23 protein-coding genes and 1 CRISPR repeat array are annotated in these 21,412 nt (G+C 30.9%); of the genes, 6 read left to right on the forward strand and 17 right to left on the reverse strand.

Annotation, left to right across the window (positions count from 1 at the left end):
* Positions 1-98: 98 nt before the first annotated feature.
* Positions 99-524: a nickel-responsive transcriptional regulator NikR gene (gene nikR / locus MJ_RS02900; protein WP_010870053.1), complete on the forward strand. Its 426-nt coding sequence runs from the start codon at positions 99-101 to the stop codon at positions 522-524.
* A 4-nt stretch (positions 525-528) separates the two neighbouring features.
* Here nikR and MJ_RS02905 read toward each other — a convergent pair whose 3' ends face one another.
* From MJ_RS02905 to MJ_RS02920, 4 genes are all read right to left on the reverse strand, one after another.
* Positions 529-1,626 (reverse strand): archaeosine biosynthesis radical SAM protein RaSEA, encoded by a 1,098-nt coding sequence (locus tag MJ_RS02905; RefSeq protein WP_010870054.1) that lies wholly within the window; start codon positions 1,624-1,626, stop codon positions 529-531.
* A complete protein-coding gene (locus MJ_RS02910) occupies positions 1,623-2,438 on the reverse strand; it encodes a hypothetical protein (protein ID WP_064496540.1) in 816 nt (271 codons plus the stop codon). Before MJ_RS02910 ends, MJ_RS02905 begins: the two co-directional genes overlap by 4 nt.
* A 22-nt stretch (positions 2,439-2,460) precedes the next feature.
* Positions 2,461-3,210, reverse strand: coding sequence for a precorrin-6A reductase (gene cobK, locus MJ_RS02915; RefSeq protein ID WP_010870056.1), 750 nt, complete (start codon positions 3,208-3,210; stop codon positions 2,461-2,463).
* A gap of 231 nt (positions 3,211-3,441) precedes the next feature.
* Positions 3,442-3,903 carry an acylphosphatase gene (locus MJ_RS02920; RefSeq protein WP_010870057.1) on the reverse strand — a complete coding sequence of 154 codons (462 nt, stop codon included), beginning with the start codon at positions 3,901-3,903 and terminating at the stop codon, positions 3,442-3,444.
* A gap of 157 nt (positions 3,904-4,060) precedes the next feature.
* Between MJ_RS02920 and MJ_RS09465 the strand changes: the two genes are divergently transcribed.
* A complete protein-coding gene (locus MJ_RS09465) occupies positions 4,061-4,216 on the forward strand; it encodes a hypothetical protein (RefSeq protein WP_162484748.1) in 156 nt (51 codons plus the stop codon).
* Positions 4,217-4,426: 210 nt separating this feature from the next.
* Here the strand turns inward: MJ_RS09465 and MJ_RS02925 are convergent, their stop codons facing one another.
* Positions 4,427-4,885, reverse strand: a complete 459-nt coding sequence (locus MJ_RS02925) for a hypothetical protein (protein ID WP_010870058.1) — start codon at positions 4,883-4,885, stop codon at positions 4,427-4,429.
* 417 nt (positions 4,886-5,302) lie between these two features.
* Between MJ_RS02925 and MJ_RS02930 the strand changes: the two genes are divergently transcribed.
* The gene (locus tag MJ_RS02930) at positions 5,303-6,355 is read left to right on the forward strand and encodes a M42 family metallopeptidase (RefSeq protein ID WP_010870059.1); all 1,053 of its coding nucleotides are present in this window, start codon (positions 5,303-5,305) and stop codon (positions 6,353-6,355) included.
* A gap of 36 nt (positions 6,356-6,391) precedes the next feature.
* Here the strand turns inward: MJ_RS02930 and MJ_RS02935 are convergent, their stop codons facing one another.
* The 3 genes from MJ_RS02935 to MJ_RS02945 all read right to left on the reverse strand — a co-directional run bounded on the left by MJ_RS02935 (position 6,392) and on the right by MJ_RS02945 (position 8,504).
* Entirely contained in the window at positions 6,392-6,916 is a 525-nt protein-coding gene (locus tag MJ_RS02935) for a CBS domain-containing protein (protein ID WP_064496541.1), read from the reverse strand.
* A 172-nt stretch (positions 6,917-7,088) separates the two neighbouring features.
* Positions 7,089-7,706 carry a 16S rRNA (pseudouridine(914)-N(1))-methyltransferase Nep1 gene (locus MJ_RS02940; protein WP_010870061.1) on the reverse strand — a complete coding sequence of 206 codons (618 nt, stop codon included), beginning with the start codon at positions 7,704-7,706 and terminating at the stop codon, positions 7,089-7,091.
* A gap of 12 nt (positions 7,707-7,718) precedes the next feature.
* The gene (locus tag MJ_RS02945; RefSeq protein ID WP_010870062.1) at positions 7,719-8,504 is read right to left on the reverse strand and encodes a DUF7839 domain-containing protein; all 786 of its coding nucleotides are present in this window, start codon (positions 8,502-8,504) and stop codon (positions 7,719-7,721) included.
* Positions 8,505-8,593: 89 nt separating this feature from the next.
* Between MJ_RS02945 and surE the strand changes: the two genes are divergently transcribed.
* Positions 8,594-9,394, forward strand: coding sequence for a 5'/3'-nucleotidase SurE (gene surE, locus MJ_RS02950; protein ID WP_064496542.1), 801 nt, complete (start codon positions 8,594-8,596; stop codon positions 9,392-9,394).
* Positions 9,395-9,407: 13 nt separating this feature from the next.
* Here surE and MJ_RS02955 read toward each other — a convergent pair whose 3' ends face one another.
* On the reverse strand, positions 9,408-9,815 hold the full coding sequence (locus MJ_RS02955) for a hypothetical protein (protein WP_244409476.1): 408 nt from the start codon (positions 9,813-9,815) through the stop codon (positions 9,408-9,410).
* 308 nt (positions 9,816-10,123) lie between these two features.
* Between MJ_RS02955 and MJ_RS02960 the strand changes: the two genes are divergently transcribed.
* Complete coding sequence (locus tag MJ_RS02960) at positions 10,124-11,143, forward strand: adenylosuccinate synthetase (protein WP_064496543.1); 1,020 nt, start codon at positions 10,124-10,126, stop codon at positions 11,141-11,143.
* A 64-nt stretch (positions 11,144-11,207) separates the two neighbouring features.
* On the opposite strand, the gene MJ_RS02965 is transcribed toward MJ_RS02960, so the two are convergent.
* From MJ_RS02965 to MJ_RS02990, 6 genes are all read right to left on the reverse strand, one after another.
* Positions 11,208-11,423, reverse strand: coding sequence for a hypothetical protein (locus tag MJ_RS02965; protein WP_064496544.1), 216 nt, complete (start codon positions 11,421-11,423; stop codon positions 11,208-11,210).
* Between the two features lie 145 nt (positions 11,424-11,568).
* Positions 11,569-12,501 (reverse strand): DNA cytosine methyltransferase, encoded by a 933-nt coding sequence (locus MJ_RS02970; RefSeq protein WP_010870067.1) that lies wholly within the window; start codon positions 12,499-12,501, stop codon positions 11,569-11,571.
* 227 nt (positions 12,502-12,728) lie between these two features.
* Positions 12,729-15,407: an alanine--tRNA ligase gene (gene alaS, locus MJ_RS02975; RefSeq protein WP_010870068.1), complete on the reverse strand. Its 2,679-nt coding sequence runs from the start codon at positions 15,405-15,407 to the stop codon at positions 12,729-12,731.
* 604 nt (positions 15,408-16,011) lie between these two features.
* A CRISPR array of direct repeats spans positions 16,012-16,510; the repeat unit is 30 nt; unit sequence GTTAAAATCAGACCTCTTGGAGGATGGAAA.
* Positions 16,511-16,562: 52 nt separating this feature from the next.
* The gene (locus MJ_RS02980; protein ID WP_010870069.1) at positions 16,563-17,006 is read right to left on the reverse strand and encodes a hypothetical protein; all 444 of its coding nucleotides are present in this window, start codon (positions 17,004-17,006) and stop codon (positions 16,563-16,565) included.
* A gap of 14 nt (positions 17,007-17,020) precedes the next feature.
* The gene (gene feoB, locus MJ_RS02985) at positions 17,021-19,027 is read right to left on the reverse strand and encodes a ferrous iron transport protein B (RefSeq protein WP_010870070.1); all 2,007 of its coding nucleotides are present in this window, start codon (positions 19,025-19,027) and stop codon (positions 17,021-17,023) included.
* Positions 19,014-19,262: a FeoA family protein gene (locus tag MJ_RS02990; protein WP_010870071.1), complete on the reverse strand. Its 249-nt coding sequence runs from the start codon at positions 19,260-19,262 to the stop codon at positions 19,014-19,016. Before MJ_RS02990 ends, feoB begins: the two co-directional genes overlap by 14 nt.
* A 104-nt stretch (positions 19,263-19,366) precedes the next feature.
* On the opposite strand from MJ_RS02990, the gene MJ_RS02995 reads away from it, so the two are divergent.
* Positions 19,367-19,744: a metal-dependent transcriptional regulator gene (locus tag MJ_RS02995; RefSeq protein ID WP_010870072.1), complete on the forward strand. Its 378-nt coding sequence runs from the start codon at positions 19,367-19,369 to the stop codon at positions 19,742-19,744.
* On the opposite strand, the gene hemC is transcribed toward MJ_RS02995, so the two are convergent.
* Both hemC and MJ_RS03005 read right to left on the reverse strand, forming a co-directional pair.
* Positions 19,741-20,619: a hydroxymethylbilane synthase gene (hemC, locus tag MJ_RS03000; protein ID WP_010870073.1), complete on the reverse strand. Its 879-nt coding sequence runs from the start codon at positions 20,617-20,619 to the stop codon at positions 19,741-19,743. The two genes, MJ_RS02995 and hemC, sit on opposite strands and share 4 nt — an antisense overlap.
* 9 nt (positions 20,620-20,628) lie before the next feature.
* Complete coding sequence (locus tag MJ_RS03005) at positions 20,629-21,300, reverse strand: diphthine--ammonia ligase (RefSeq protein WP_010870074.1); 672 nt, start codon at positions 21,298-21,300, stop codon at positions 20,629-20,631.
* Positions 21,301-21,412: the final 112 nt, after the last annotated feature.

A 21,412-nucleotide genomic window follows, 5' to 3' on the forward strand; every position in this document is an offset into this window, starting at 1 on the left:
AGACTAATAATATTAGTTAGTATTATTATTATCGTTAATCTTATATATTAGTTATTAAATAGTAATATTTGTTAGTTTGAAAATAAACGGGGGAGATTATGACAGAGATGGATAGGATAAGTATATCTTTACCTTCAAAGCTTCTTAGGGAGTTTGATGAAATTATTGCTGAAAGAGGATATGCAAGTAGAAGTGAAGCAATAAGAGATGCTATTAGAGACTATATAATAAAACACAAATGGATTCACAGCTTAGAAGGGGAAAGAGCTGGAAGTATAAGCGTAATTTACAACCATCATGCCTCAGATGTTATGGAAAAAATTACTGAAATTCAACACAATTATACTGATATTATCGTTGCTACCTTACATTTACACTTAGACCACGACCACTGCTTAGAAACAATATTGGTTAGAGGAGACGCTAAGAGGATTAGGGAATTAACAGATAGATTAACAGCCTTAAAAGGAGTTAAACAAGTTAAGTTAAGTGTTATGGTTCCAGGAGGACAGATTCCAGAATAAATTTTTATAATAGGAGTTTTCTTTCATCCCCTAATGGAACTATATTTTTATTTTCAACTTCGATATATGCATTCCATATATTTTTACATTCACATTCAACATTTAAAACATTTATATCCTGTGTCAAAGTGAATCTCTCTAACCTTTCTTTAATCAATTTGTTGCACTTGCAGTTATAAAGGTTGTGAGCCCCTCTTTCACTTCCTACTCCTGATGTATCACACATAATTAATGCCTTTGGATTGCTTTTTTTAACCTCTTTTAGTATCTCAATTATACTCCATAGAAATGGAGGGCGGTATTGATTTTTGTTGAAAAAGAATTCCATCACACTACCTTTATGCACAGTAGCTGGGCAAAAGGATATTCTTGAACATCCCAACTCTATACACTTATTTGCTGAAGATATTGAGTCATAAATTGCCTCTTTTTCAGTTATGAATAGAGGTTTTATTAATAAATAAGCTTTTATCCCAATGTTGTAGTTTTTAGCCAATTCTATAGCTCTAATTATTTGTTCATTTGTTATTCCTTTGTTAATTGCTTTTTCTCTAATTTCTTCATTAAAACTTTCTATTCCAACCCCAATTTCAACATTAACATCCAAATATTTTCTAATTTCGTTTAATTTGTCTTCATCAATAAATTCAGGTCTTGATTCAATAGCCACTTCTTTTAAATTATCAAATTCGCTAAGTTTTTTGAAAATATAATTTCTTGCCTCTTTAGGAACTTCTCTATCATCCAAAAAACTTCCAGAAGTGAATATTTTAACGCTGAAATCTTTTAAATCTTTTATTTTTTCTTTATATTTCTCAATCGCATAATTAAACTGATTTATTATATTTTCAGCAGTTATTTTTTCAGGAGAGGAGTCCATTAAATAGGAACACATTAAACAGCCTCCTTCTTTTGCATAATAACAGCCTTCTGTCCTTAAAATTATTGTAAGGGACTTTCCTATGCTGAAATCTCTATATATATCATCTTGCATCCACACAGCAATAGGTTTATTTTTATCTTTAACTTTTCTCTTTTTTAAATGTCTCTCTCTTAATTTTTTTAAGAATTCCCTATAATTATCATTAATAATTTGGTTCATTTTATCAACTCTTTTATGTTATTTCTTAAGTTTTCAATCCCATAGTTTTCAACAAAATCTGCCATCCTACCCTTTCCAAACTTTGCATATAAGCTTATCAATTCATCAATAACAAATAAGACATCATCCTCATTTTTTAAATCTATTAGGTGTTTTCCCTCCTTATATATTCTTCCTCCTTTTCCTCCAACGAATATGCTAATAACTCTCTCAGCTTTAAAGGCATTACATAAGCCAGTGCATTTTCCTTCTCCAGTGCAATTATCTTTTATTATTTTTCGTTCCCAATCTATAGCATTTAAATCACAAAAATCTTTACATTTTCCACAATTTGTGCAAATCTCTTTGTTTATGGTTATTTTGTATCTATAACATATCCCAATATCACAAAACCTATGAAATGTGCATGAATTTGGGCAACCACTAACATTTATCTTCACCTTTCTTGGAACCCAAACTCCTTCAAACTCCTCATGAATTCTCCTTGCCAAAGAGACAGAGTCACCAATAGCATTGTAGCACTCTAAGCCAATACATGACACTACTTGCCTAACTCTATTTCCAGTAGAACCTAAGTTTAACCCCACATTATTTAGAATTTTCTCTACTTCTTCCAAATGTTCTGGAGATATTTTAAACTCTATACCTTGCCTTGTTGTTATATGGGCTTTGTTATCTCCAAAATTTTCAATAACATAGGCTATTGCCTTTAACTGCTCAGCATTTATAAATCCGGGTTTTAATGAGATTCTTAATGTATAACAATCTTTTTTCATTATAACGCCATATTTTAAGTTTATATTGCAGTGCATCCTTTTCACCAAAATTATAAAATTAAATTTTTAAATTAGCTATGTATTTTATAAGCTCATCTATATCATCAAAACAAACTGGATAATCAATTTTAGGTCTTTCAACAACTATAACCTTGGCTTCAGCTTCTAAAGCCCCATAAACTTTCTCTTTAAAACCCCCACTCTCCCCACTATCTTTAGTTATTATCACATCACAGTTATAATCCCTTATTAAATATTTGTTAAGCTCCTTAGAAAAAGTCCCATACATAGCTACAATCTGCTTTTGAGGTAAAATCTTTAATGCCTCACTTACAGATATAGGGAGAACTCTTGCTATAACCTTATCTTTCCCAACAATATCAACAACCATCTTTAAATTCTTAATTCCTGCCATGTGAAAGACTTTATTTGCTTTTTTAGCCAATCTTGCAGCTTCTTCAAAATCTTTAACATATATTATATTTGGATGATTTATCTTTTCCTCTTTTCTCTCAAATCTTACATACTTTATATTAAGCTCTTTACAAACTTCAATGGCATTTTTGCTTGCATTTATTGCAAATGGATGAGTGGCATCGACTAAAATATCTATATTATATTTCTTTATAACCTCTTTCAACTCATTTTTATCTAAAGGTTTTGTTATCACTTTGTTGGCAAATTCCTCCCCTAATTTTCCACCATAATCAGTTGTTGAAGTGTATAAAATAAATAAATCTCCCAAATCCCTAAGCTTTTTACCAATTTCAACACTATCCTTAGTTCCTCCCATTAACAGTAGGTTCATGACTTCACCATAAATAGACTTTTGTATATGCTCAAAAAGTCAAAAAATCTCTTAATTGTAAATCTTTTATTCTTTTGACATTTTACAATAAAAAATTTCGCCTCAATAAAAAAGCTTTAAAGTTTGTCCTTAATCCCTTTTAGAATTTCATAAATATCATCTAATTTATCTAATTTTTTATTAATTCTTTCTAAAATTTCAGTATGTTACTCTAACTCTATAAAAATAATCTTAGAGTTTTTTCTCCAATAATTCCTTAATTTCATTTAGCACTTTAATAGTTTTTATCTGTGTATCCTTAATATCTAACAATATTTTTTTATGTTCTTCTAATTCAGAAAATATCAACTTAATATACTTAACTCCCTCATCCAGCTTTTTATTCAGCTCCAAAATATCATCAGAAGACAACCTACTTATCCCTTCCGGAAACTCAATATAAGCATTTAATTCTTTTTCCTCAATCTTCTCAATCTTTATAAGCTTATCCTTCTTTTCCAGTGCCTTAATACTCTTTTTAAATAGCTCTTTAATCTCCTCATCATCAAAGTTTGCTAAGATTCTAACAGTTCCGTCCTTATGATTATACACAACTCCAGAGATGCCTAAGCCTCTACCTATATGTTCAATCCTATCTCTAAATCCAACATGCTGGACTCTACCATATATTATCAGCTCATAAGTTGTTATCATAATTAATCACCAATATTATACTCGTCAAATAATTTTTTATTTATGTAACTATTAGGATATAAGCTTTTTTGTATGCAGAATAATAATTTTAGAAAGATTTTTATTATATTTTAATGCTAATTTTAATTGAAATTAGCAACATAATGGTGAGGACTTTATGGATATTCTCACCATGATAGTTATTGGATTGATTCTTTTTACAATATTCGTTTTATGGTTAAGTTATGAGTTTATTAAGAGTGCAGTAAAATCTGGAATTAAAGAGGGAATTAGAGAATCTGAAACAAGATTTTTTAAATCTTCAAAAGATTAATAAGCTAAGAGAGATAAACATAAGTTATGTAGAAAAAAAGTTTTATACTTAATTATATCTTTATACTCTAATTAGATAAGAAGGGGAGTTGATGCTTATGGAGATTAATCCATTAATTATTGGAGTTATAGCAATACTTGTTTTTATGGCTGGAGTTGTGGCTATTGTTTATTATAACTTGCACAAATTAGATAAGGAGGCATCATAATATTATTCTTTTAGGGATTTTAGCTTTTTTAATGTTATAAAGTAAGCGTCAATTAGTAATTTTGTGAATATTAGTCCAAATGCCAAAAATGCTATGAGTAATAACAAAAATGTTATTGTTTTTATTGGATTTTGTAGTTGGTAGAGTATCATTGTTGCAATAGTTGCCAACTCACTGGTGATTGTTGATATGGTAATTTCTCTAATAAACTCACACATAAGTTTATACTTGTCATAAATTTGTAGATAAGTAAGTTCCTTATGAACTCCTCCAGTTAAAATGAGAATAAGGAAGGCTATTATTGGCATGGCTATCAATATGCATGCTACAACTAAATTTTCATCAATGTTAAAAAATATGTCATAGATGAGTATCCCTAAAATCAAATTAAAACCAAAACTTACAAATACATTAATAATCTTAAACATAAATGAGGCATGTGCTTTATGTTCATTAACCATGAAGACACCATAGGGCTTTTATTTTCTATTTTTCTAATTTAGTATTTTAAACTATAGGTTTCCTCATTATGAAAATGGTAATTCCCATGTCTAAAACTTATGAATTAAAAATTTATGGCAAAGTTCAGCACATTGGTTTTAGAGATAGGATTGAGAATTATTATGGTATGCTTTAGACATTTCTGGAGTCGTATATAATTACAAAGATGGAGTGTTAAGATTTTGGTAAATTTTTGATGGTGAAGAAATTAAAGAGATTTTTAAAAGGAATGTCGAGATTTTAGAAAATAAGTTAATTTAATCTTATAAAGATTGAGAAAATTGACGAAAGGAAATTGGACACTTACCATTAAAACATAAATCTAAAATAGTTGGATTAGGAATACATTAACTACTATTTAAAAAAGGTGAGAGATTATGTCAGTTGTTGAATACTTAAAAAAGCTCTCAAAACTACATGGAATATCTGGGAGGGAGGATAGTGTTAGAGAGTTTATGAAAAAAGAGTTGGAAAAATACTGTGATTCCGTTGAAATTGATAACTTTGGGAATTTAATAGCAAAGAGAGGGAATAAAGGAAAGAAGATTATGATAGCAGCTCACATGGATGAGATTGGTTTGATGGTTAAATATATTGACGATAATGGTTTCTTAAAATTCACAAAGATTGGAGGCATTTATGACCCAACAATATTAAACCAAAAGGTTGTTGTTCATGGAAGTAAAGGGGATTTAATTGGTGTTTTAGGCTCAAAACCTCCACACAGAATGAAAGAAGAAGAAAAAACCAAAATAATTAAATATGAAGATATGTTTATAGACATTGGAGCTGAGAGTAGGGAAGAGGCTATAGAAATGGGGGTTAATATAGGAACATGGGTTTCTTTTTTAAGTGAGGTTTATGATTTAGGTAAAAATAGATTAACTGGAAAGGCATTTGATGATAGGGTGGGATGTGCTGTTCTCTTAGAAGTTATGAAAAGGTTATCTGAAGAAGATATTGACTGTCAGGTCTATGCAGTGGGAACTGTCCAAGAGGAAGTTGGATTAAAAGGGGCAAGAGTCTCTGCCTTTAAAATAAATCCAGATGTTGCCATTGCGTTAGATGTTACTATAGCAGGAGACCATCCAGGAATTAAAAAAGAAGATGCTCCGGTAGATTTAGGTAAGGGGCCAGTGGTTGGAATAGTAGATGCATCTGGTAGAGGGTTGATAGCTCATCCAAAAGTCTTAGATATGATTAAAGCTGTTTCTGAAAAGTATAAAATAGATGTTCAGTGGGAAGTTGGTGAGGGAGGAACTACAGATGCAACAGCCATTCATTTAACAAGAGAGGGAATTCCAACTGGTGTTATCTCTGTTCCAGCAAGATATATACATACTCCAGTTGAAGTTATTGATAAGAGAGATTTAGAAAAAACTGTGGAATTGGTTTATAATTGCATAAAAGAGGTCAATAATTTCTTCTAAAAGTATTTTTAATTATTCTAAGTTCTTTTTTTAGCTTTAATATTTTATCTTAATCTCAGTATTGTGATTGTAGAAACTTACAAGAGTTTTTAACTCTTTTATAATATTTTCATAGAGCAATTTTATAATATCCTCCATAAAAATAATGCCTTCCAATTTACCAAGAATTTTTTCAGGATATTTTGTATTGATTACTGGCAATTGGTCTAATTTCTTATTGGATTCTATCATTTTTTCAAAGGCTGTAATTATATCTTCATCAGCAGTAGTATAAGGAGGATTTTTTAGCATAACCTCCCCCACATTAAGATATGGATGACTTGTCATATACTTTCTAATTTCTCTTAGTGTAATAAATCCAATCATTACCCCCCTATCATCAACTACAGGCATTCCGCTAATGTTGTGTTTAATCATTTCATCAAATATTTCCTTTATCGTTTTTTCAGGAGTTGTTATGATTACGTCACCAGATATCATTACATCTTTTACCCTAATTTTTTGTAGCTCTTTATATTTATTAAGGGTTCTTACTAAGTGTAGTTTCACGAATTTTGACATAATATCTCCCCTTATTTCATAGAAATCTACCAAAATCGCAGTATTGAGCTATTAAAATGTAAAGCACTCCATAATTAAGAATTTTGTTGTCATGGTTTAAATAAATTATTGTTACTATTAATTCACTTTAAATTTCTAAACTTACCATCTAATAAAAATATAATTTAAAATTTTAAAAGCTTAATGAATAGCAAATTATCCCACAAACAGTCCAAGCCATTAAACCTTTATTATAAATGGAGATTTCCTTAATATCTCCAAAAACTTTTTCTTTATTAATTTTTAACTTTCCATACGGGAATCCGCCTATTATAAAAGTATCATATTCCTTTAAAAGCTTTGGATGAGTTAATTTCCCAGTTTTGGTCATTATAGCTATTTTTTTAGCATTTATCTCGTTTAATAAATCTTCTAACGTTTTTTCTTCCATTTTTATTAAATGATTTCTTTCTCCTTTTAAAACCTTTTCCATAACTCCCAAAAACCTAAAGTAATTCCTTGGCAATCTTGTTTCAGGATTTATTTTTAAAACCTTATCGTCATAAGTATGAATATAGATGTTTAGCTTTTTTTCATGATTTATTGGACTATCTAATATATTTAAAAGTGATATGTGGATGATATCTGGTCTTCCTCTCATCTCTTTATCTTTTAGTTTTTCCATTGCCTTATAGTGATAGTTAGAATCCAAAATATCATATTTATAAACTCTGGACTTTCTTATTTTATTTTTTATCTCTTCTGGGATTAGTTCAAGAGCTGATTTAGCTAAAATTATATTATATGTCATTTTCCTTCCTCATTATTTATTTTCTTTTGTGGCATCTAATACAGTATAGCTAATTTTCGCATTATCAAGCTTTTTAATGACTTTTTCAGCCATTTTTCCAGTTATTAAAGCGATAACATTACAACCTCTATTACATGCATTTACAATAGCTTCAGGAACGGCAAATCTTATGTCTGGTTTAAGTCCTAACTTACATGCAACAACATAGGCAACGGTTCCCATAGTAGCAATGACATAATCATCTAAGTTATCGATATTCTCCTTTATCAAATTGAAATCCACAGCTCTTGAACCACCAACGACTTCAGGAGGAATTCTAAATACAATAACTTTCCCTTTAGGCACATCAATAATTCCTTTAATTTCACAGATGGCTATATCTTCACCTTTCTTTCCACCATACAATGCCTTTGCTTTTGCTTCTCCTTTTGGCTGTTTTGATGCATATAACAGACCATTTTTCATAAACAAATATACTGTTTCTCCATCTTTAACATCTTCATCAGCTATAGCTGGCCATATATCCTTGTATCTATAAACAGCAGTGTTTATTTCATCCAAATAATCTTTAAACTCTGATATCCAGTTTTTTAACTTTCTTAAACCTTTTTCAGTAACTACATACTCCCCTCTACCCCTTGATTTCACATAACCCTCTTTAACTAAATTTCTTATGTGTTCTGAAACTGCTTGAACTGTTATTCCTAAATTCTCAGCTATTTCTTTCTGTTTTATATGAGGTTGTTTTCTTATAATTTCAGATAGAACTTGAAATTCAGTTATATTTCTTTTTTTCATTTTTACCCCCCAAAAGTTTTAATTACTTTAAGAGTAAATATTATTTTTATAGTATTTAAATGTTAAAGATAACTTTAATTGGTGATATTATGGAAATATTAATAGTTAATGATGATGGGATTTATTCACCCTCATTGATAGCATTATACAATGCTTTAAAAGAGAAGTTTAGTGATGCAAACATAACCATAGTTGCTCCAACAAATCAGCAGAGTGGGATTGGTAGGGCTATAAGCCTATTTGAACCGCTGAGGATGACAAAGGTTAAGTTAGCAAAGGACATTGTCGGTTATGCAGTTTCTGGAACGCCTACTGATTGTGTAATCTTAGGAATATATCAAATATTAAAAAAAGTTCCAGATTTGGTTATTTCTGGGATAAATATTGGAGAGAATTTAGGGACAGAGATAATGACTTCTGGAACATTAGGGGCTGCGTTTGAAGCTGCTCATCATGGAGCTAAATCTATAGCTTCTTCATTACAAATAACTTCAGACCACTTAAAATTTAAAGAGTTGGATATACCAATAAACTTTGAAATCCCAGCAAAAATAACTGCAAAAATTGCTGAGAAATATTTAGATTATGACATGCCTTGTGATGTTTTAAATATAAACATTCCAGAAAACGCAACTTTAGAAACCCCTATAGAAATTACAAGATTAGCAAGAAAGATGTATACAACACATGTTGAAGAGAGAATAGACCCAAGAGGGAGGAGTTATTACTGGATTGATGGCTATCCGATATTTGAAGAGGAGGAAGATACAGATGTTTATGTTCTAAGAAAAAAGAGACATATCTCAATAACTCCTCTAACTTTAGATACAACTATCAAGAATTTAGATGAATTTAAGGAAAAATATGGGAAGATTCTTTGTGAGATGTAGTTTGAAACATAATTTAATAAATATCTGTCTTTAATCTTTTTAATTTCTCTTGAATTGCTTTTTCTAATTTTGTCAATTCTCCTGTTTCATGAAAGTCGATAATACTTAACTTTTTTGGATTAAAATATGACCATGCCCCTGCATACACAATGATGTCATATTTTATGGGTTTATACCCTTTCTTTTCCATTTCTACATTCACATTTTTAAAATCAATGCAGTCTATTAAATTAGGGAGAATTTCCATACCTAATTCATCTTCTTCTTGAAAGTATCCCTTTATATACTCCCAATTTATGCTTTTCACTATAGCATCTGACAAGTCATCTATAAACTTATCTTCAGTGATGTCATCCGGAGCCATAAATTCAAAATCATATGACTCCTCATAAGATATAAATTCTAATCTAACAAATTTCATTATCATCACTTCATTTTCACTGGGGGGTTGTTATGGTTTATTATTTGAAGGTTTAAATTATTTATCATTTTGTGAAATTATATGGTTCTTTTCAAAACTAATAAAATCTATTTATGAGTAAATTTGAACTCCTTCCTAATGGAAGGAGTTTATCTATGTTATACTATTTATATTCCAAAATATATAGAACTATAAAAAACTTATAATAACTTACTTGCCATACATTGGAAATTCTTAATATTAATTAACTTTAAATATTACAATTACAAAAAAATATAAGGTTTTGAACAGTGAAAAAGGTGGTTTTATTGACTTGCACCATTATTGTTGGAGGACAATGGGGAGATGAAGGAAAAGGAAAGATAATAAGCTATATTTGTGATAAAGACAAGCCATCAATTATTGCAAGAGGAGGAGTAGGACCAAACGCTGGGCATACTGTAAATATTGGTGGAAAAAGTTATGGAATTAGAATGATACCTACAGGATTCCCATACAAAGAGGCAAAGTTGGCTATAGGGGCTGGTGTTTTGGTAGATCCAGAAGTTTTGTTAAAAGAGGTAGAGATGCTTAAAGACTTTAATGTTAAAGAGAGATTGATTGTAGATTATAGATGTGGAATTATTGAAGAGAAGCATAAAATTATGGACAGAAAAGATGAGCACTTGGCTAAAGAGATTGGAACTACTGGAAGCGGCTGTGGCCCTGCAAACGTTGATAGAGTGTTGAGGATTTTAAAGCAGGCAAAGGATATTGAAGAGCTTAAAGAATTTTTAGGAGATGTCTCTGAAGAGGTTAATAATGCATTGGATAGAGGAGAAAATGTTTTAATTGAAGGAACACAGGGAACTTTACTCTCTTTATATTATGGAACCTATCCTTATGTAACATCCAAGGATACAACAGCTTCATCATTTGCCGCTGATGTTGGAATCGGCCCTACAAAAGTTGATGAGGTTATAGTTGTCTTTAAAACCTTCCCTACAAGAGTTGGTGCTGGGCCATTTCCAACTGAAATGTCATTAGAAGAGGCAGAGAGCTTGGGAATTGTTGAGTATGGAACAGTTACTGGAAGAAGGAGAAGAGTTGGCTATTTTGACTTTGAATTAGCAAGGAAAGCTTGTAGGTTGAATGGAGCAACACAGATTGCTTTAACTGGATTAGATAAATACGATAAAGAGTGTTATGGAGTAACTGAATATAATAAGCTAAGTGAAAAAGCTAAAGAATTTATAAACAAGATTGAAGAAGTTACTGGAGTTCCAGTAACTATAATCTCCACAGGTCCAGAAATGCACCAAACAATTGATTTAAGAAATGAGCTATAAAATTTAACTAAATTTCATATTATATTAGATAATCTTTTTTAAGGTTAATATAAACCATGCCTAACTAAATCGGAATTACTGAAACGCTATCTTTTATAATTATCTTGTATTTTTTATTTTTGTAAATGTATGTTGCATTAGTATTTGGATAGTTAATCATTAACTTAGCTTCTGCCTTTTTTAACCTATTTAAATTTTTTTCTATTGGATTTTTTTCGTACTCTTTTTTTGCATTAAAGTAATTGTCTAGTAATTCTTCAATTGGGTCCTTAAAATTCATCCCTATCACTTGTTTTTATCATTATATTAATAGCCTACCGATTTAAACCATATTTGTAGCTTATTATTTAGTTTTTTCAATAGGATTTCCTTTCTTGTTTTAATGGACTGCTTATTCAAACCTTTTAGTAAAAGGTTCATCAAAATTATAACTGTTTTTTGATTTCTTTAGCTATAGCCCTACCCAGTATCGGAGGAACACTTTCTCCAATTTGATTATACTGAACATCTCTTCCTCCAAAGAATACAAAATCATCAGGATAACTCATCAATCTTGCCTGTTCTCTTACAGTTAATAACCTATCTTCATAAGGGTGGATAAACCTGCTCCTTCCTTTAACAGTTGGAGCTAATTTTTTAGGATGCAACTTATACCAATTAAACATTAACTTTTTCTTTCCTCTATATCTATATAATGCCTCACCCCACTTTAATTTTGAAATCATCTCTACTTTTTCTTTAGATAACTTTTTAATTTCATGATTTTTTGCGTCTTTTGGAATGTCTTTTAAAGCTTCTTCTACAACAACAAGTTTATCAACTTTCTTTGGCTTTAATTTTATATTTGAAATAAACATTCTCGCTCTTTTTGATGGATTTCCATAATCCTCTGCTCTTAATATATTAAAATAAACCTTATGCCCTATATCTCCAAACAACTTTTTTAGTTCATCCTTAATTTCTTTAATTTGTGGAACATTTTCCATAACAAATATTAAATCATCATTTCTTTGTGTAAAGTAATTGACATAATCTATATAATACAAAACTAACCTACCAACTTTGTCTTTATATAATCTATCTAATGGATTGTCTTTAATTAATTTATTTGCCTTTGTAAATGGCTCACATGGAGGAGAGCCGATAATTACATCAACTTTCTCATTTTTTATAAATTCATCAAACGCTTTCGGAGGAATCCTCTTTATATCATCCATCCAGACAGGGGCTTTTATATTGTATAAATAAGTTTTAACAACTGGCTTAAAGTTCTCTATAGCTCCCAAAATTCTGAAGTTTTCATCTAAAAAACCTTTTGAAAAACCTCCACATCCAGAGAATAAATCAATAACATTCATATTCTCACCGAAACTTTTAGTAAAAGTTGAACAAAAACTCTTCGAGTTTTTGTAGCCCGAAGCTAACGCTTCGGTTTCATCAAAACTCGTTCCATTAAGTTGGGGCTTTCAGCCCCAATTATGTCCATTATTAATATGAATGAAAAAATCCGATATGATTTTATTAAACGCTTCATATCCAATATTCTCACCAAAAAAGAAAAATTAAATTAATCGTTAAAGCAAATTTATTTATTTTTAATGAACTCAATAACTTTCTTTTTAATCTCCTCTACATCTCCTTCATATTTTCCTTGAGCTAAATGCTCTCTACCTCCTCCTTTGGCAATATATCTTATAAGTTCATTCATTTTTATATCTACATTTTCTCCTCTTTTACATAATATATTGCCCTTATCATTCAATAACACAACTATGGCATTTTCAGTAGCTAAGTTATCAGCTATGTTCAACATCTCTTTTGGATTAGCCTCAACTTTCTCAACTAAAACTTTGTAATTTCCAATTGTCTCAAATTTATTTATTAATTCAAATTTCTTAAGTTCTCCTATCTTTTTCTCTAACTCCTCTATCTTCTTTCTCTGCTCCTTCCACTCTTCAAAGAATCTCTTTATAACCTTTGGCAGTTCTTCAGTTGGGCATCTTAAAATCTCAGCACTCTCCTCTAATATATCCTCCATCTCTTGCACTGCTTTTAAAGCACTTAAGCCACTTGAATAAATCAGCCTTTCAACACCATCTTGAACTCTCTCTGTCTTAATTATCTTTATAAATCCAACCTCTCCAGTGTTTTGGCAGTGCGTCCCACCACATGCTTGAACATCAACGATATTTCCATTTTCATCTTCAATAATAACAATCCTTAAAACATTTCCTGGAACAACTCCTCCTTGATATATTCTAAATCCAAATTTCTCCTCTGCCTCATTTCTATCCATAAATATACTCTTTATGTTATAATTATTTAAGACAATCTCATTAGCTACTCTCTCAATATCTTTCAGTTCTTCTCTGCTTATTCTCTTATAGTGAGTTATATCCAACCTCGCTTTATCTACATCAACATCTGAACCTGCCTGCCAAACATGCCTTCCTAAAACCTTCTGAGCTGCAGCATTTATTATGTGTGTTGCAGTGTGGTTTCTCATTAAACTTAACCTTCTCTTCCAATCAATAACTCCTTTAACAATATCTCCTTCTTTTAATTCATCATTTAAGTTCTCTATTTTATGATAAACTATATTATTTTCTTTCTGCACATCAACAACTCTAAACTTCTTATCTCCTTTTATTATATATCCAGTATCTGCCTTCTGTCCTCCACCTTCTGGATAGAATGCAGTTCTATCTAAGATTACATAATCATCAACAATTCTTAAGATTTTAGCCTCAAACTCTTTCATTTTTGGATATTCGTAGAATAACAGTTCTGTCTTATCAACATTAACTTCTGGAAGTTTAATTTTCTCTTTAACTTCTTTTTTATTTTCGTGTCTCTCTGCAACTATTGTATAGAAGTTGTCTGGAATTTTAACATCTTTTCCTAACGATTTAGCAACGTCTTTAACGATCTCTGGAGGTAAGCCATGGCTGTCATATAACTCAATTAAATTCTCTAAATCAATCTCTTTTTTGCTCTTTAATAATCTTTCAACGATTCCTTTTCCTCTTTCAATTGTCTGTCTATACTTATTTGTCTCAATTTCTAAAATCTCCATAATGTAATCTTCCATATCCAATAACTCTGGATATAAGTCCTTTAGTTCATTCAACTGCATTGCAACAATTTCGGTTATTGGTGTTGAAAGGTTTAGCCGATCCATATGTCTTAATGTCTTTCTTATAAGCATTCTAACCAAATAACCATCCTTAACGTTTGAAGGAACTATTCCATCTCCCAACATAAATGCCAAAGCCCTCGTATGATCTACTATTGCATAGATGTCTTCATAAGGGGAGATTAACTTATCTAACTCCTCAACTGGGATATTTACTTTGTTAGCTACTTCCTCTCTCAACTTTCTCAAATCCCCAACATCCTTAACATCCATTAATCCAGCAACTTCTGTAATTTTAGCCAATATCTCCTTATCTATATCTTTAACTCCTGCATCTTCTTTTAATTTATTGACGATATTTTTAAATATGGCATCGTATATTGTTGGTTCTCCAGTTGAAGCCCAGACAAATCTTTCAATACCATAACCAGTATCAACGATTTTTAACGGAATTTCTTTGTAGTTATCTCCAACTTTCTCATACTGCATAAAAACAAGGGTTGCTAACTCAACACCATGAGTTATTACCTCATAGCAAGGCCCAGCATTTCCCCCACCTTCCCACCAACTCTCAATAAAGGTTATTGATTTCTCATCTATGCCCAATTTTTTAAAGAAGTTAAAGCAGAGTTCAACTGTCTCATCCTGCCAGTATTTGAAGTCATCTTCTCTGTTAAAAGCATGATGTCCTCCCATTGTAAAGCATGTTAAATGCCTTCCAGTTCTTCCAACGTTGTCAATATCATTCAACCTTATACATGGCTGGGCTATAACTAAAGGATTTGCCTTTGGTTTTACAATTCCTTTGGTGATCCATGGCTGAAACACAGCTATTGAAGCGATTGTTAATAAAATATCATCTCTCCATCTTCTTGCAGTTACTGGAGCTCTTTTTATTGGTTCATGCCCATGCTCTTTAAAGAAGTTTATAAACTCTTTAACCATTTCCTTGTATGTATATGGCTTTTTAGTTATCGGCTTTCCAATAAATGAATAGATATCACAAGGTGCATCTCCACATGTTTCTCTCTCTTCATCCAAAGTCCAAAACCATTGCCCACATTTCTTACACTTCTTTCTTACAAATCCAAGTTCATCAAATAATTTTACTTTATAATTATGTTTCATCCCATCACCTTTAATGATTGCAGTTTTTAGTATCTTTCAAGACCTCTTAAAACATTTTAAGTGGTTCATAAATAAATTTTATTAATTTGTGAGATACATGGTAGGTAAGTAGCTATAATTTTATAAGTTATATTTAAATATTAATTTTCATAAGAAAGAAGACAAAAATGTTTGTATATGAATTTGCCTATAATCTATTGTAGGTTTGGAATTTCTGATTTTGTTGTTTGGTTTATGGATTGTCTTGTTGGATAAGTTTAGAATTTGAAAATAAGAGCATTTAGGAATTATTTCTTTATTTAAATAATATTTATTTAATTTCTAAGGGTTAGCTGATTTGATTGTTTAAAATATTTAACTTAATTAAATTATTTAGATTTTTAAAAATTAAGATTAATTAGGTAAGTAAATAAAATTTCTCTAACAAATAAGTTAAATTTTTGGATTTAAAAAGATAAAAATGCTCAGTTTTATTAAAGGGAGAAAATTTTAAATACTAAAAGGTTTATATTGTAAGATGGTTATTTATCCTTAGAAAAATATGGTATAGAAAAGCTTAAATATTAAGAGTGATGAAGTATATTATGTTGTGAATGATTGCCCTGTTAAAATCAGACCTCTTGGAGGATGGAAAGTTGAAAATATTTTGATGATTTCTTACATACTTTTTAGTTAAAATCAGACCTCTTGGAGGATGGAAAGGATAGTGGGGGCTGGTATTGGGATTGTGGAATATGGACGGGGTTAAAATCAGACCTCTTGGAGGATGGAAAGTTAAAGGAGGTAATCTAACGATGAGGGAGGGCAGAGTTAAAATCAGACCTCTTGGAGGATGGAAAGGTGTGTGTGCGTGTGTTGGGGGAGGCAGGTTAAAATCAGACCTCTTGGAGGATGGAAAGTTATTTCGATAGCTTCCTTGGCATCCTCTGCTTCAAGTTAAAATCAGACCTCTTGGAGGATGGAAAACTTGATGCCGTAAAAAATCTTAGATTGCTAACCCAATGTTAAAATCAGACCTCTTGGAGGATGGAAACTTTTCAAATACTTCTACTTTCAAATTGTAACTATCATAAATTAAAATAAGACCTCTTGGAGGCTAACAAAAACTATTTTAAAAACTAAAAATAGCAACTAAAAAATAATTATTTTTCTTCTCTATGTTGTAGATGATGAGATAATTTTAGCTATTCTGTATGGAATTATCGCAAGCATTCCTAAAACTAAATATACAGTTAAATCGTTAAAAAATCCCCAATCTGCCCAATCCTCAAACCCCAATAAAAATCCAATAGCATCAGATATTAAAATCAAAAATGCAATAACCCCAATTCCCAAACCAATAATAGAAGCAGTAAATAAATAAGAAACTGCTTTTATATCCCTATCCACAGCTTTTTTTACACCTAAAAAATATGCTATTCCAACAGCTAATAAAGCTAAACCACCAAATACATCTCCTACAAATAATGGCAATTCAATTTTAAAGCCCAATATTGAGTAAAGCCCAATTATTATTTCAATAATCCCAGAAACTGTGAATAGTAATCCAAATACCAAAGACAAGCTAACAATTACATTTCTCATATTCTTTATGTCCATAATTAATCACCTTATTAAAATAATAGATTTCCAATAACGGAGATTACCAAAGCTACAACATAAGCTAATATCATCTCATAAGTTACTGCAAATAACGCCCATTTCCACCCAATTTCTTGCTTTATAACTGCTAATGTTGCAATACATGGGAGGTAAATTAAAGAAAATGCCATAAATGCATAGGCAGATACTGGAGAGAATGCATGAGCAATAACAGATGAGAGATTTTCCTCTCCAGTCCCATATAACATTGCCAAACTTCCAACAACTACCTCCTTAGCTATTATCCCAAACACCAAAGCAGAGCAAGCCCTCCAATCCCATCCCATTGGAGAAAATAAAGGAGCTAAAGTTTTTCCAATAACTGCAACCCATGAATTAGCTATTAATTGAGGATTTTCAAATACTTCCTCTCCTAAATATCCTGAAGGTCCATAAACTGATAAAACCCAAACTAAGATAACTCCAAATACAATAATTGTTCCCGCCTTTCTTAAAAAGTCATAAACTCTCTCCCAAGTATTTTTTAGAACTACATTTAAATGTGGGATATGATAGGGAGGAAGTTCAACAATCAAGTATGAGGGGGAAGTTTTAAAAATCAACTTTCTAAATAAAAATGCTGTAATTAAAGCTAAAACAACTCCAAGGGCATACATGCTTAAAATTACAACTCCCTGATATTTTGAGAATAAAGCTCCAGCGAATAGTGCATATATGGGCAGTCGTGCAGAACAAGACAATAGAGGATTTATTAATATAGTTAAAATCCTATCCTTCTCATCCTCTATGGTTCTTGTTGCCATTATCGCCGGAACATTACATCCAAAGCCCATAACCATTGAGATAACTGCCTTTCCAGGCAAGCCGAATTTGTTCATTATTCTATCTGTGATAAATGGAATCCTCGCCATGTATCCACTATCCTCTAAGAAGGATATGGCAAAGAATAAAAATGCCAAGATTGGAAAGAACACTAAAACAGCTCCAACACCTGAAATAATCCCATCAGCTAATAATGAGGCAATAAATTTATTGGATATGGAGGATTTTACAACTTCTGATAAAAATCCAAAGAAATATTCTATCATGGCTGAAAATGGCTTTGAAACATCGAATGTAAATTTAAACAACATCCATAAAAATGGGATAATCAATAAAGTTCCTATTTTTTCATCTGTTAAAACATCATCAAGCATTTCAGTAGTTGTTAGCTTTCCAGAAGTTTTTTTCATTACTTCTTTAACTATTTTATCAATAACCTTATACCTCTCCTCAACTATCCCCAATTCTGCCTCTCCATATTTTTTAGATAATTCATTTATAATACTATCCAATACTGGTTTTAATTCATTCCAAACTTTGCTATTTTTTACAATCTCTTCAACATACTTATCATTTTCAAGGAGCTTTATAGCCAAATATCTCAGATTATACTTCTTTAAATCTTCATCCTTCTGTAAAATAGAGGTTATTTTTTTAATGTAAGGCTCAAAGTTTGGATACTTGATTTCAGCTGTTTTTTTATCTTTTACAGCTATAGATATAGCTTTTTTTAAATCTTCAATACCCATCTTTTTAGCTGCAGATAAAGGAACAACTTTAACTCCTAAAATCTTCTCTAATTTATCTACATCAATCTCTATTCCTAAACTTTTAGCTAAATCCATTTTATTTAAAGCCAACAATAAATTAGCCCCCATTTCCATTAACTGTAAAGTTAAATATAGATTTCTTTCTAAGGCAGTAGCATCAACAATATTAACGACTAAATCTGGTTTTTCGTTTATTATGTAGTCTCTTGCAATAATCTCATCAATAGAATTGGCTGTTAAACTATAAACTCCAGGTAAATCAACAACTTTAAATTTTTCTCCATTATATTCAAACTCTCCTTCTTTTTTCTCTACAGTTACTCCAGGCCAATTTCCAATATATACATTTTCCCCAGTTAAAGCGTTAAATATGGTAGATTTACCAACGTTTGGGTTACCGATTAAAGCTATTTCATAGCTTTTCATTCTCTCCCCCATACTCAGCATCCTCTACCATTATTTTCATCGCTAAACCTCTCCCTATTGCTATATTGCTTCCTTTAGTTGATATTATTACAGGTCCATTCTGATTTCTTATAACTTTTAATTTACTTCCTATATTAATCCCCATGCTTACCAATCTCTGCATAGCTCCACAACCAGCGTCAATTTTCTTTACTATAACTTCCTCTCCCTCTTTTGCAAATGCTAATGGATACATAATACCACAACATTTATATATGGTTAAATGATTTAATTATAGTTAAAATTTTTAACCGTAGTTAAATAATAACATGCAGGGTATAAAAACCTTTCGGTGGCATCATGTCTCAAAGTATTGAGGATTATTTAGAGAGGATTTATTTATTCATAAAAGAAAATAACAGACCAATAAAAACAACTGAACTGGCTAAATTGTTAAATATAAAGCCATCAGCAGTTACAAATATGGCAAAAAAACTGCATAGATTGGGTTATGTTAATTATGAGCCATATATTGGGATAACTTTAACTGAAAAAGGCATTGAAGAGGCTAAAAAAATATTGGACAAACATAAAACAATTAAAATATTTTTAGTGGAGTTTTTAGGATTGGATGAAAAAACAGCATCTGAAGAAGCTTGCAAATTAGAACATGCATTATCAGATGAAATATTAGAGAGATTAAAAATTTTTATGGAGAAATTTAAAGATAAAGTTTAATTTTTTAATTTTAGTCCAATTTTTTTCCCTAATTCAACTGCCTTATCAATCTCATCAATTTTACATTTAACCTCTCCAGAGGCATTTTTTAACTCATCGTTGGTAACAACTGCAGCTTTTAATTTTAATAACTCATTTTTTTCATCATAAACTGCTAAAGCTCCAAATGGAACACTACAACCTCCTCCAAATTCATTTAATGCAGTTCTTTCACATAAACTCTCTAAGTAAGTTCTTTCATGGTTAATCTCTTTTAAGATGCTTTTCATTTCCTCATCATCTCTTTTGCAAGCAACGGCTATAATTCCTTGAGCAGGAGCTGGAAGGATATCCAATCTTTTATAGTTAAAATCCTCTAAACTAACTCCCAATCTTATTATTCCAGCTTCAGATAAAACAATAGCATCATAAAGCCCTTCTTTTAGCTTTCTTAATCTTGTATCTACATTTCCCCTCAATAACTCAAATTTTGCATTTGGATAAATAAACTTTAAAAAAGCCCTCCTCCTCATACTTGAAGTTCCTATAACTATTTTACTATCTTCATTAAAATCTATATCCTTATTCCATATTAGCAAGTCGTGATAGCTATCTCTCTCCAAAACAGCCCCAACCATTAAATTTTCATTCCAAATAGTTGGAATGTCTTTTAAGCTATGAACTGCTATATCAATTTCGTTATTTAACATGGCTAAATCTAACTCCTTTGTAAAAACGCCAATACCTATATCCGATAGCTTTTTATCTAAAACCCTATCTCCAGTAGTTTTAATTATCTTTATTTCTACCTTATAACCAAGATTTTTTAATAGTTCAGCCACTTTGTTAGCTTGATATAATGCCAATTTACTACCTCTTGTCCCTATTCTAATCATAATCTCCCTTTATTCTTTATCAACCAATTTTGCCTTTTTTATATGGTAAATTCCCCAAGTTTCATGCCATTCTATCTCTGCCTCAACAACCTCTATCCTCTTTTTAAACATTGGAGCATCAAAAACGAATGTCTCAGCTTCTCCTCCCTCAAACGCCTTATGTATTCCATATTTTTCACAGATATTTAATAATTTATCAATATTTTCCTTGGTTATTCTCTTTCCTAACCATTCTTTTCCTAAGCCATAAGCATAGACACCAACAATTCTCACATTAAAAAGCTCGCTAACAGTTCTTAAAATCCACTCTGGGTCTTTGTGCCATAATGGAGCAAAGGATTTTAATCCAAGTTCCTCACAAACTCTGTCAATCCTTGACTTTTGATAAATACTTGCCACAGCTCCTGTAACAATCCCCTCAACATCTAATTTTTCAAGCCCTTTTTTTAAATCTTCAACTTCTTTTTCTTTTTCTCCTTTTGTGTATAGTTTTATTAGAGGAATTCCTACAGCTTCAGCACTTAACTCAGTTAAATGCACATTTGGAATATGGAACATGTAACTTTCTTTATTCTCACTTTCAACATTTACAAGGTATTTTACATCAAAACCTTCTTTTAATGCCCAGTATAGTGCATAGTTTGAATCTTTTCCTCCAGAATACAAAACAGCGACTTTCATACAATCACCATAAAATTGGTTGGTTATAAAAATATAGAGTAAAGTATATATTTTTTGTTACCATAATTTTATTATAGATATAGGTTTGGAATTTCTGATTTTGTTGTTTGGT

The sequence above is a fragment of the Methanocaldococcus jannaschii DSM 2661 genome (genome assembly GCF_000091665.1).
Lineage (GTDB): Archaea > AGJL01 > Methanococci > Methanococcales > Methanocaldococcaceae > Methanocaldococcus > Methanocaldococcus jannaschii.